This window comes from Pectobacterium aroidearum (assembly GCF_041228105.1).
In the GTDB taxonomy this organism is placed as follows: domain Bacteria; phylum Pseudomonadota; class Gammaproteobacteria; order Enterobacterales; family Enterobacteriaceae; genus Pectobacterium; species Pectobacterium aroidearum.
Map to the genome: position 1 here is coordinate 3,891,790 of NZ_CP166097.1, position 10,922 is coordinate 3,902,711.

At 51.5% G+C, this 10,922-nt stretch carries 9 protein-coding genes; 1 reads left to right on the forward strand and 8 read right to left on the reverse strand.

The window, feature by feature from the left end; genetic code table 11:
• Window positions 1-7: 7 nt before the first annotated feature.
• Complete coding sequence (locus AB8809_RS17660) at window positions 8-1,798, reverse strand: methyl-accepting chemotaxis protein (RefSeq protein WP_349855133.1); 1,791 nt, start codon at window positions 1,796-1,798, stop codon at window positions 8-10.
• 535 nt (window positions 1,799-2,333) lie between these two features.
• On the opposite strand from AB8809_RS17660, the gene AB8809_RS17665 reads away from it, so the two are divergent.
• Complete coding sequence (locus AB8809_RS17665) at window positions 2,334-3,080, forward strand: GntR family transcriptional regulator (RefSeq protein WP_180778264.1); 747 nt, start codon at window positions 2,334-2,336, stop codon at window positions 3,078-3,080.
• On the opposite strand, the gene AB8809_RS17670 is transcribed toward AB8809_RS17665, so the two are convergent.
• From AB8809_RS17670 to AB8809_RS17700, 7 genes are all read right to left on the reverse strand, one after another.
• On the reverse strand, window positions 3,054-4,031 hold the full coding sequence (locus tag AB8809_RS17670; RefSeq protein WP_349855134.1) for a PfkB family carbohydrate kinase: 978 nt from the start codon (window positions 4,029-4,031) through the stop codon (window positions 3,054-3,056). The two genes, AB8809_RS17665 and AB8809_RS17670, sit on opposite strands and share 27 nt — an antisense overlap.
• Window positions 4,031-5,032 carry an ADP-ribosylglycohydrolase family protein gene (locus tag AB8809_RS17675; protein WP_012773685.1) on the reverse strand — a complete coding sequence of 334 codons (1,002 nt, stop codon included), beginning with the start codon at window positions 5,030-5,032 and terminating at the stop codon, window positions 4,031-4,033. The genes AB8809_RS17670 and AB8809_RS17675 overlap by 1 nt, the downstream gene beginning before the upstream one ends.
• Window positions 5,029-6,306 carry a nucleoside permease gene (locus tag AB8809_RS17680; protein ID WP_012773684.1) on the reverse strand — a complete coding sequence of 426 codons (1,278 nt, stop codon included), beginning with the start codon at window positions 6,304-6,306 and terminating at the stop codon, window positions 5,029-5,031. Before AB8809_RS17680 ends, AB8809_RS17675 begins: the two co-directional genes overlap by 4 nt.
• Window positions 6,307-6,563: 257 nt before the next feature.
• Window positions 6,564-6,848, reverse strand: coding sequence for a pyrimidine/purine nucleoside phosphorylase (gene ppnP / locus AB8809_RS17685; protein ID WP_012773683.1), 285 nt, complete (start codon window positions 6,846-6,848; stop codon window positions 6,564-6,566).
• A 137-nt stretch (window positions 6,849-6,985) separates the two neighbouring features.
• Window positions 6,986-7,507 (reverse strand): shikimate kinase AroL, encoded by a 522-nt coding sequence (aroL, locus tag AB8809_RS17690; protein WP_012773682.1) that lies wholly within the window; start codon window positions 7,505-7,507, stop codon window positions 6,986-6,988.
• Between the two features lie 475 nt (window positions 7,508-7,982).
• Window positions 7,983-9,032, reverse strand: coding sequence for a type II asparaginase (locus AB8809_RS17695; RefSeq protein WP_043881724.1), 1,050 nt, complete (start codon window positions 9,030-9,032; stop codon window positions 7,983-7,985).
• A gap of 206 nt (window positions 9,033-9,238) precedes the next feature.
• Window positions 9,239-10,885, reverse strand: coding sequence for a multidrug ABC transporter permease/ATP-binding protein (locus AB8809_RS17700; protein ID WP_349855135.1), 1,647 nt, complete (start codon window positions 10,883-10,885; stop codon window positions 9,239-9,241).
• Window positions 10,886-10,922: the final 37 nt, after the last annotated feature.

Sequence of the window (10,922 nt, forward strand, 5' to 3'; positions counted from 1 at the left end):
AAATCCGTTAGACCCGGAATGCCCCGACGACGGCGTTCAGTTCTTCCGCCTGTGATTGCAACGCACCTGACGCAGCGGCAGATTCCTGCACCAGCGCAGCGTTTTGTTGCACCATCGAATCCAACTGTGCGACCGCCTTGTTGATCTCGTTGATGCCGCGCATTTGTTCATCCGCCGCATGCGTAATTTCAGACATCACCGAGCTCACCGTAGACACGCCGCCGACAATTTCATTCATCGTGTCGCTGGCCTGACGAACCTGCACAGAGCCAGACGTCACGCTGGAAACCGTCGATTCAATCAGTTCTTTAATTTCTTTTGCGGCCTGCGCGCTGCGCTGTGCCAGGCTGCGAACCTCACCGGCAACCACAGCGAAACCACGACCCTGTTCACCCGCACGCGCGGCTTCTACCGCTGCGTTAAGCGCCAGAATGTTAGTCTGGAATGCAATGCCATCAATCACGCCGATGATATCGCCGATTTTCCCAGACGCGACCACGATCTCTTCCATCGTGACAATCACATCGGAAACCACTTTCCCGCCCGTGCCCGCATCTTTCGACAGCAGCAGCGCTTTAGCGTTAACCTGCTGCGCCGATCCCGCCGACTGCGTCACCGCCGCAGAGATTTCCTCCAGCGAGGCCGCCGTTTGCTGAATGCTCGACGCCGCAGATTCGGTGCGTGCAGAAAGATCGTTGTTCCCCGCTGAGATTTCATCCGCCGCCACTTGAAGCGATGCGCTGATATCCCGAATCTGGACCATGACCTGACTGATCTTATCGACAAAGATATTAAACGAGCGGGCAATTTGCGCGACTTCATCATGCCCTTCGTCCGGCAGACGCTGCGTCAGATCGTTATTACCGTTGCTGATATCATCCATCGCATCACGGATTTGCAGCAGGCGCTTGAGCGTTGACGTGATAATGAAACCAATCACTAACGTGCCCAACAGCGCGATGGCAACCAGCGTGATGACCGAGGTAGACAGCAGAGAACGCATACCCGCTGTCGCTTCAGCTTTGTCCAACGCCACCAGCATGAACCAGTTCGTGCCGGTAATCGGTTTTGCCAACACCAGTTTTGTCGAGCCGGAAAAATCCACATCGCGGGCGCTATCCGCAGAAAGAATGTCGTTCAGGTTAATCGCAGGAGCAATCTCGGTGATATTTTTCAGCGTCAGCTTTTCATCCGGGTGCGCAATAATCGTACCATTACGGTCAATCAGCACGCCGAAACTCCCCGGACTCGGGTTGATCGCTTTGACGTTTTCGATCACGCTCTTCATGGTGACGTCACTACCGACGACGCCTCTGACGGTTCCCCCTTCCACTACAGGCGCAACGAAAGACACTACCAGCGTATTCGTTACCATATCCACGTACGGCGCGGTCGCTAACGGCTTGCCTTCTTTCACAGCCTGCTGATACCAAGGTCTGATGGTAGGGTTGTAATCGGCAGGAATACCACCGGGATCGGCAAACTTGGCCGTGCCATTGGCGTAGCCCATGTAGACGTTCAGGAACCCGCCGGAAGCCACGATCTGTTTAAACAGCGGGATCGGATCTTCATCCTTTATGGCGCGATCGTGCAGAGCTGAAATCATCTGCGTTTTAGAAGCAACCCAGTCGCTGATGGCTATACTATGACTGGTTGCTACCGCATCCAGCGTATTTTGGATCGATTCCTTATTCGCGTTATTGGCGATGGTGTAATTTAGAAAAGTATTGATAACAAGTGAAAGTACAACAATGGTCGAACAGGCCGCAAGAATGCGGGAGCGTGTCGTTTTCAGCATAAAATACTCTTTGCATAGAATAGTTATACTATCCATAACGGCACAGCAAAATAAAACTTGAATGCGATCACATTCCACCACCGCCATTTATCTTAAAACCCGGAACAACACTTAATACGTTCAACCACATCCTGATATAAAAAAAGACACCAAATGGAGTTGCAATCAATTAACCAATATAACAATCTTATAAAAACAAAAATTAAAGAATAAAAAACTTATCATTTACCATAAGATAAAATTATCAGTAAATCCTTTAATCTATTGTATTTTAACAATCTAGGGATTATTCCTAATAATTACCTCATTCTTTTATACGATTAATTAATCAATACCATTAAATAAAATGGCTCATATATGGAATATATGGGTCATGCTACAAAAAAGAGCGATAGATTTCGTAACAGAGAATTATGCTGGAAATTATGGGTATGGGTTATTTTTTATGTGGCAAGATGACAACGCATTTTCAGTATAGACTGAATAATACCAGTGGTATTATAGAATCTACGCAGGCTGGCAGGATCAGAGAAGAATGGAACATGCGCATACTCAATTAATAGCACAGCTTACTCAGCGCTTTGCGACTGTAGACAATACCCCGCTCTACCTAAAATTTGCCGAAACGGTAAAAAATGCCGTACGCAGCGGTATGTTGGAACATGGCAATATTTTGCCGGGCGAACGCGACCTGAGCCAGTTGGCCGGCGTATCGCGCATTACCGTGCGTAAAGCCATGCAGACGCTGGAAGAAGAAGGTGTGGTCACTCGTGTGCGCGGATACGGTACGCAAATCAATAATATATTCGAGTATTCGTTGAAAGAGGCGCGCGGGTTTTCACAACAGGTTGTACTGCGGGGTAAAAAACCGAATACGCTGTGGGTGAACAAACAAATTGTGAAAAGCAGCAAGGAAGTGGCTGAACAATTGGCTATTGCGCCGGACACCCCCGTTTTTATGTTGAAACGTATTCGCTATGTCGATGAGGATGCCGTTTCAATTGAAGAGTCGTATGTCCCTGTTGATCTGATCGCTGACGCTGAAGATATCGGCGTTTCACTGTATGACTATTTTCGCAGTCAGAATATCAATCCGCAGCGTACACGCAGCCGCGTCAGCGCACGCATGCCTGACGCCGAGTTTCAGTCCCACATTCAGCTTGATAATAAAGTACCGGTTCTGGTCATCAAGCAGGTTGCGCTCGACCCACAGAACCGGCCCATTGAGTACAGCATCAGCTATTGCCGTAGCGATCTATACGTGTTCGTCTGCGAGGAGTAACCGGGCGCGAAGTTCAGCCTGCGTGGGTGCGCAGTCTCCGCCACGGTGGCTCACGACATATGCGGCAACAGCATTCCCCAACGTGATGGCATCCGCCAGCGACCAGCCAGCAGCCAACCCCGCTAGTGTTCCTCCGGCGTGACTGTCTCCCGCACCGATGGTATCAACCACCGTTGCCGGAAACGGAGAAATGCAGCCCTCAGAAGCGGCATCGAAATACCACGCCCCTGCTTTGTCCTGACGAATAATCACCGGTGCGCGGTACGTCTCTGTCCAGGCGCGCCCCAGCGTTTGCACATCCGCTGACACACCGAGCATTTCCGCTGCCACTTCCGCTTCCTGACGATTAAGGGAAACGATGGGGCGAAGCGCCATAATACGCGCCATCAGATCGGGAGAAATATCGGCAATACGTGGGCCAAAATCGATAAATGGGGTGACGTTATGCAAGGTTTCCAGCCAGCTCATCAGGCGCCCGCCACACGGTGCCGCCAGTTGGTAGCCCGAAAGATAGACCAGACTCCCTGATGGGACAGATAACGATGCCAGCCAACTGTCGCTCCACTGGTTCTCCACACCGCTGAAGGACATAAAAGTCCGCTCGCCGTCCGGTTCAACCAACGCCAGACACCAACCGTTGTCTCCCGCGTCGGTTTGTACCACCGTGGTCAGATTCTGCTTTTCCAGACTATGGCGAATGATATCCGCCCATACCCCTTGTCCGACAGGCAGGGCATTTTGTGCGTCGATGCCGAGACGTTTAAGCGCAATCGCAATATTCAAGGCGCAACCGCCAATATTCACGCTTTGCTGCTTGAGCTCGATATCACATCCGCGATACGGCAGTGCATACGCATCGGCAATCACGTCAATGACCGCGGCGCCAATAATGGTTAGCGGCTGACGTGCCGTGAGTCCATCCAGTTTTGCGACAAGTTCGCTGGCCTTCATCACGCCTCCCGTGCTGAGCGATATTGCAAGAGAAGGCTGGCGTAGCGACCAAAATCAAGCTGGTTAATATCATCCAATTCCTGTTTCAGCGCAGCATTAATCGCCGTTACCCCGTGTAGCGCACCGCATATCGCCGTCGCCATCGCTCCGATCGTATCGGTGTCTCCCCCGAGGTTGGCACACAGAATCGCACAGCGGTTTGGATCCGTTTGCGCCAGTTCCACCATCGCTATAGCGGTCGCGACGGATTCAATGGTGCTTGTTCCCGCGCCAATCAATTGATAAAGCTGCTCGCTGGCGCTTTCCGTACCGTTTGCGTTACGCACGATATTCAGTGCCAACTCCAGACGTGCGGCAAGGGAAGCGCTAAACGTCGTGATACGTTTTTCCTGCGCGTGGCGTGCTACAGACGGTAATGCATCAACGATCGCCTGCCAGTTGGCGCCGTCAATCGCCCGGGAGATTGCCCAGGCAATCACGACCGCCCCCGCAATCGCCAGATCGGATTTATGCGTGGGGCTGGATGCCAGCGCCACCTGATCGATAAACGCATCGAGATCATGGGTTGGCAGCAGGCAGCCTAGCGGAGAGGCGCGCATTGCCGCGCCATTCGTTACGCCATTATTTTCCAGTTCACTGACCGGCGTGCCCTGGCGGATCGCTTTCAACGCAATTTTAGAGGTGGGACCGAGCACATTTTTATTAAAGGCATCGAACGATTCCGCCCATTTAAGGATGTGACGACCAATCGCATCGGCATTGATTTCACCGTCACATTCAATGATCGCGTCGGCCAGACTCAGCGCCATCGAGGTATCATCCGTAAATTCGCCGCGACCGAAATAGCACGCCGCATTGTTTTCCGCCGGGCCGGGTAAAAAGCGATCGATCCAGCCAAAATGCGCTTTCACGCGCGTTCGAGGCCACAGTTCCGATGGCATACCCATCGCATCCCCTAAAGCCTGGCCATATAAGGCACCGAGAATACGTTCTTGTTTCATTTGTTTTCCTCTGTACTGAAATGCTGATTTGCACCGTCTACATCAATTGTCGAGATCGTCTTATCCGATTCACGGAAAAACAGGATAAAGATCAGCGCAATAATCGCGATCATCACCGCGCCAAACAGCCACATGCCAGTCCAGTTGAAGGTCAGGCCGTTAACCGGCTCGCCATGGGCGAAAAGTTTCTCCATCATCACCCCACCCAGACGATATCCCAACAGGCTGCCGAATCCCTGACAACAGAGCGTAATCAGCCCCTGCGCCGCCGTGCGCATATGCACCGGCGCTTTTTTATCAACGTAGATATAGGCGGTAACATAGTAAAAATCGTAACTCACGCCGTGCAACAGAATGCCGAGGAATAGCAACGCATACGTGAAGTAGTGGTAAGCATCGCCGTAGACGAAGAACACATAGCGGATCGCTGCTGTAATCAGCCCCAGTAGCAATACCTTTTTAATACCAAAGCGCTTGGTGAAAAACGGTAGTGCCAGCATGAAGAAAATTTCTGAGAATTGGCCCAACGTCATCCAGCCCGTCGCGTTTTTCATGCCGACTTCAGTGAGGAAGCCGGTGGCAAAAATGTAATAAAACGCCAGTGGCATCGCGAACAAGAAGGAGCAGACAAAGAACACCAGAAAGTTTTTGTCTTTCAGCAACACCACGGCGTCCAGCCCCAGCATGACTTTAACATCCAGCTTGCCGGTGCTTTTCGGTGGCGTATTGGGCAGGAAAAGCGCAAAGCAACCGAGCAGCGCAGAACTGGCGGCCGTAATCAGTAACGGAATATTAGTGGGAGAGATATCGCTAAATCCAAGCCACGTCGGTAGAAATCCGCAGACGATACCAGAGGCGATCCAACCGATCGTACCTAATACGCGAATGCGTGGGAAATCTCGTTCTACGTCGGCAACATGCGAGAAAGCGATGCTGTTAGTCAAGGCGATCGTAGGCATATAGGTCAGCGAATACGCCAATAACAGCGGGAAGAAATACATGAATTCTGTTTGCTGCGCCGCCAGGTACATCAGTATCGCGCCAGCGAACATCAGTACGGCCAGCACCTTTTGCGCGGCAAAAAAGCGGTCGGTGAGTGACCCCACAAGAATCGGCGACAAGATAGCGGCAATAGCCGTACAGGCATACGACCAGCCGATTTCCCCCGCCGTAAACCCGCTTTTGCTCAGATACAGCCAGAGTGGAACAAACCAGGCGCCCCAGATAAACCATTCAACGAACATCATGAACGACAGCTTTGCTGTAGTTTTCATATTTACATCCTTCATGACAGAGTAAGGTACACCTTTAAAATACCAATTAATAATACCTTTTAAATACCTTTGAGTTCGTTATTTGAGCTACTTAACATTTTTGTAGCATTCTTTATAACCATTAGAAGAAGCGTGGCAGAAAAGCGTGAGTAGGACGAGATGAAAAGCGGGGATGGCACAGAACCGGTATAAAAAACGCCGCGTCATGTAGCACACGACGCGGCGAGAATGGTGGAGTTTATAAAATAGAATATATATTACAGGTATTTACACAAATAAGAGGTTGGCTCAACCACCTGTAAATTGAATTCACTTTTTCCCGGAACGAAGAACGTTTCTCCCGGAGTGAAAACCTGCCAATCCGGTGCGCCTGGCAACAGCACTTTCAATGCGCCGGTGATGACCGTCATTTCTTCCGGCTGCCCGGTTCCAAACGTATATTCACCCGCATCCATGACGCCGACACTCGCGCGGCCAATGCCGTCGCCTTCAAAACCGATTGATTTGACCTTCCCTGCAAAATACTCATTTACATTCAGCATAGCGCGGCACCTATCGTCGAAAAATTCAGAAAATTCATCTTAAAAGGAGAGTCGCGCCACTGTCACGATCTATTCATTGAAAGTTAGTGTTCGGTAACACTGACTGGTGATTATTTTGCCAGTGTCCGCTTACCGTCCTACGCTGCCGACAAACGCAGCGCTTTCAACACGCTTGCCACAATCGCTTCCGGTGCCTGCGAGGCATCGATAACGTGGTGCGCGACGCCGCGATAAAGTGCCTCGCGCGCGGCCAGCACATCGGCCATCTCCTCCGCGATAGGACGACCAGTCAGCGTCGGCCGCTGGTTATCCTGCGGGTTTTCTTCCAGCCGCTGAGCCAGCAGCTCTGCATCCGCATGGAGATAAATCACGGTGCCTTTATCATGCATAAAACGCCGATTGGCTTCCGCCAGCACCATACCGCCGCCCGTCGCGATGATGCAGCGGTTAGATGTCACCTGCTGAAGTGCCAGGCTTTCACGCTGGCGGAACCCATGCCATCCTTCCTGCGCGACCACATCAGCCACCGTCATATTCGTCGTCTGCTGCATAAACAGGTCGGTATCGACAAAGTCATATCCCAACGCCTGCGCCAGCTGATGCCCAACGGTGGTCTTCCCACAGCCTCTGGCACCAACCATAAAAATGGGGTGTGTCATGTAATGACGTATCCTTTTTTTACTCACCCGCTCCGTCATACCTCAAGCAGCACGCGCGTCGGCGCGTCCCGCAGCTCGAACTATTTCGGGTATCAAAGATAAATGGGGGTGTTTACCTGCTTTGTCGTGGGCTGAATCATACCGATAAAATCAGCATAGAGGGAAGTGACTTCTCTTTGGGAATGAAAAGTTGAATAACGAAAAGTCAAAATGGGATGACAGGAAATATACCCTAAATAATTCGAGTTGCAGGACAAAACGTTAGCGTTTTGAACAACGCAAAGCGTTGACCCGCAAGGGCGAGGCTCATTTATGAGTCTCGTAATGCGGCGAGCGAGGGCATCCCGATGAGCTTACTGAAGTAAGTGATTCGGGTGACTGAACGACGCCAACGCACATGCAGCTTGAAGTATGACGGATATAAAAAGCCCCGCATTTAAAGGCGGGGCTATGACACAAAAAACCGCTCAGGCGATTAATACGTGTGGAAGTAATCCTGAATCACCGCAGGATTCGTCGTTTTCGTCAGCGCCAGCATCAGCAGAATGCGTGATTTAGCCGGGCTCAGAGAATCGGCAACCAGACCAGGCTGGCCTGCATCCGGTGGTACGATGCCACTACCAGTACGGCTGGAACGAACGACAACAACGCCTTTGCTTTCCGCTTTACGGATGCCTGCATCGCCGCGTTTGGATACGCTACCTGCGCCCATCCCCGCATACACAATGCCTTTTACGCCATGTTTGATGGCCGCGTCATACATGTATTCTGGATCGTCCTGATAACCATAAATAATGTCAACGGCGGGCAGTTTATCGACGTTGGTCACGTCAAATACGGAACGTGTGGTGTGGATTTTGTCCAGACGGGTCTGGTAGTAAACTTTGTCACCGATAATCACGCCCAGATAACCTTCTTCCGGCGCTTTAAAGGTATCCAGCGTAGAGGCGTTGGTTTTGCTGATGAAACGTGCAGAACCGATACGGTCGTTCAATACAACCAGCACACCGCGACCACGTGAGTTTTTATCCGCAGCCACTTTGACCGCACCGTACAGGTTCATTGGACCGTCGGCGCTGATTGCCGTTGCCGGACGCATCGCTGCGGCAAAGACCACAGGTTTGTCACTCTTCACCGTCAGGTTCAGAAAGTAAGGCGATTCGTCGAGCGTATCCGTACCGTGCGTAATGACCACGCCATCAACATCGCTGCGTGCCAGCAGCTCGTTCACACGCTTGCTCAGCTTCAGCAAGACATCGCTGGTCATATTCTCACTACCAATGCTGGCAACCTGCTCACCGGAGATATTGGCAAGCGTTTTCAGCTCTGGCACCGCTTGAATCAGCGTCTCTACGCCCAACGCACCCGCTTTATACCCCGTGGTTTGCGTGTTAGCTGCTGCGGAACCAGCAATCGTACCGCCCGTTGCCAGAATGACAATGTTAGGTAGATTTTCTGCCGCATTTGCCAGAGACGAAAAACAAACAAAAACAACAACGAATAATGCGTTAAACATCCTTTTCATAACATATACCAACTTATTGAGTTAAGTGGCAGACCAGATACGTCAGGTGCCTGATCTGTAAGTGAAAAACCTCAACTCTGTTGGCAGCCTGCCAACATTGGCGCTTATAATGCCCCAGAATTCAACGAATTAATATATGCCTGTCAGACTTCACGCTAACGGTGTGCCATGACTCACAGCGCAGCATTCAGCTGCGCGAATTTGCGCTACCGGCTAATCTGCGCCACCGCATCCTGCGAAGCCTGTTCACGCGCATCGCCTGTCAGTTCAGACAGCGTCCCCTGATGCATTTCAAGCAGGCGATCGGCATGTTCAAAGTAGTGATCGTCATGGCTGATCGCCACAATCGTTTTCCCCAGTGCGCGTAGTTGCGGTAACAGCTCAAGATAGAACACACGGCGGAATTGCGGATCCTGATCGGCAGCCCATTCATCCAGCAGCAGGATGTCCCGCTGTTCGGCGACAGCCAGCAGCAGCGCAACACGCTTACGCTGTCCCTGAGAAAGCTGTAAATTCATCACCTGATGATGCTCCAGCGTCAGCTTATGCCGCATGTTCAGACGATCCAGCCAGCTGTCGACCAGCACCGTATCCGGTGCTGTTCCCTGCGGGCCCATCATCTGCCCAAACAGGTGGAAATCGGTAAAAATGGCAGAGAATAGCTTTTGGTAATCCGCTCGTGTTTCCGCCGTAACGGGACGATTATCCAGCAGTAACGAGCCGGAAAGCGGGGTATAAAGCCCTGTCAACAGCATCGCCAGCGTCGATTTTCCGCTTCCGTTACCGCCAATCAAAAACACCAGTTCGCCACGCTTTATCACCAGATTGATCGGCCCAACTTCAAACCCAGAGTCGTCATAACGAAACATCACATTACGCAGTTCCAGCGTCTGCCAATCCGCAGGGGCAATGGCAGCGGAAAACGGTTCCTGATAATCCGCTAAATCGAAACGTTTCAACTTATTGAAAGCGACTTGCGCACTCAGTAACGTCGGTAGCGCGCCAACGGCCTGTAGCATCGGCGTGCGTAAAAAAAGCAGCGTCAATGAGTATGTCGCGGCAACATTGGTATCCGCCCAGCCAAGATTGTTTGCCATGAAAAAGACCGCGCCAATCACGCCCAGCATCATAATATTCGACCAGTTCACCGCACTGAGGTGAAAGGTATCGGCACGAATCACGTTCTGTCGGTAATCCTGCGCATTGGCCTGATAAACCTCTTCATACAGCTTCTGCGCCCGTTCACGATTAAGCGTCAGTTCCTTACGCCCGTTAATCACAGTTTCGTAATCTTTCTGGAGACGATCTTCCGCTTCCCGCACCTGAGTAAGGTGGCTATACACGCGGGAAACCAGCATAAACCCGCCCCAGAGCGTTATCGCAATCCAAACGGACGTCACCACCAGCATTTTCGGGGAGAGCCAGGCCAGATAAGCCGCTGAACCGATGGTGAGCACGATGCCCTGAATCAGTTCCGGCAGACGCACAAACGCAATCGTGATATTGCGGATATCGCTGGACAGGCTGGCAAGCAGCTGCGCACTGCCGATCTGCTCGATACGCGCAATATTGGTGTCCAGAATACGCTTGATAAATTGCCCACGCAGACGATAAACGAAATGGTGCCCCAGCGTGGTCAACGCCAGTTGCGACACCAACGTCACCCCCATCAGGAGCAGCAGCAAGCCCAAAAATTGCGGCAACACACTCAACGATTGATTGACCGTTTCAATCAATTGCAGGTTGATAAAGGCAATCAGTCCGATGCCCAATGCGGCACTCAACAAACTTAACAGGATAACGGCAAGAAAGGGCCAACGGTATTGTTGGTAAACGATGCGGAGCAACTCCATAACAACCTGGTCTCTATAATGAAAACAATCGCCCGCA